This window comes from Bartonella sp. AP19HLJMH, from assembly GCF_042196245.1.
Classification (GTDB): Bacteria; Pseudomonadota; Alphaproteobacteria; order Rhizobiales; family Rhizobiaceae; genus Bartonella.
The window spans coordinates 1-1,775 of sequence record NZ_JBHIPX010000054.1 but is presented as its reverse complement, the minus strand read 5'-3'; the positions used below and the strand labels follow the sequence as shown (position 1 = coordinate 1,775).

Here is a 1,775-nt window from a genome sequence, read left to right as displayed (position 1 = left end):
CCCTCCATTCGCCACCTTCATAGCTAGCTCCTCCTCCTAAATACATCGCTAGCGTCTGATGCAAGGAATAAAGCTGATTGCCCGTAATCGCCTCTGTCGAACCTTCAGAAATATCGCCATCTAAAACTGACTTCAGTTTGCTCTTACTTCTTTTATCTCCCTTCCCATGAAGCGCTACAAACGCACTGTCTTCATCACTCCACAACAACGCATTCTGCTCAATATTGTCTGAAATCTCATTATGAAGCTTTGTAAATGAATTGCTTACACCAGCAAACGCTTCCGCAATATTAGGGTAGCTATGCTCTTCTGGACTACCATCATCATTAAATGTCGTAACTTTGAAAGTAGGTGCTACCCATTGACCATCTTCATAGTGAGCTCCACCACCAAAATAAGTCGCCAGCGTCTGATTCAAGGAATAAAGCTGAGAACCATTCACTGCTTCCGTCGAGCCTTCAGAAAGTGTTCCAGCTTTCACGCCAGAGAGACTACGTGTATCACCATTCATGTTTGAAATTGTGATTGCACTACCCTCTTTTTCATCACCTATCTTGATTACCTTCGTAGCATCATCCTGCTTAACAAGACTATCTCCTACAACTTTATTAATCTCATTCTGAAGCTCTTTGTGAATATTCGTGAATGAAGCCCCTACACCAGCAAACGCTTTGGCAACATCATCATAACTTTGCTCTTCAACAGCACTGCCATCTTCTTTGACGATCTTAACTTTGAAGCTTGGAGCACTCCATTGACCTTCCTTATATTCAGCGCCACCACCTAAATAAGTTGCAACAGTCTTATTCATATCAAAAAGCTGAGAACCATTGACTGCTTCACTAGAGCTTGCAGAAACCTCTCCATCTAAAAGAAACTTCAATTTGCTATTGTTTCTGTCCTTACCTTCCCCATGCTTGGCTACAAAGGCTTTTTCACTTTCATTCCACAACAGCGCATCACCTTGAACTTCCTGCGTAATATTCGTGACTTTGTCATTAAAGTCTTTAACCACATTCGTGAAAGAATTACCAACACCTGAAAGAGCTTCTGAAACACTATCATACTCAGCTTCTTCTGATGTGCCATCTTTTTTAAGGTGTGTAACTTTAAATCTAGGCAACAACCATTGATCTTTCTCATACTTAGCATCACCGTTTAAGTACGATGCAAGATCTTTTCCTAAAGAATAAAGTTGGGAGCCATTTACTGCATCTGTCGATTCTTTCGTAATATCTCCTGCCGCAAGGAACTTAATCTTGCTATTTGTCTTTGCACCGTCTTTTCCTCCATGCAAGGCTACAAAAGATTTTTCACCCTCGCTCCATGATAAAGAATCTTGTGCAACTCCTTCTGAGACTTCCTTAATACGCTGATTCACATTTTTGATATTTGCATCAAGTCCTTCAAATGCTAAACCAACATTGGTAAAGGCTTTTTGTGTTACCTCACCATCTTCAGAAACGCGAGATAAGTTATAAGTAGGGTTGATAAAGCTACCGCTTTTAAATGCCGCATCACCACCAAGAAACTTAGCTACATTCTGAGAAATTGTGTTGATCTGACTACCATTAATCGCATCATGTGAATTTTCAGCAATGGTACCATCCGCTACATTATGAAGTGCAACTGGTCCTGCATCCTTACCTTTACCTAAAGTCACACTCGTGTAATCAATGCCGCCATTCTCACCCTCTTTTTTATCGTAATGAACAACAGCCGAGTCATCTGACTGAAGGCTGGTAGAAAGATCCTTCAAACCTTTATCAAGCTGA

The 1,775-nt window shown here is 41.0% G+C and carries 1 pseudogene; it reads right to left on the bottom strand.

The window, feature by feature from the left end:
* Positions 1 to 1,775 (bottom strand): annotated as a pseudogene (locus tag ACFINR_RS09285) (hypothetical protein); the annotation flags it as partial.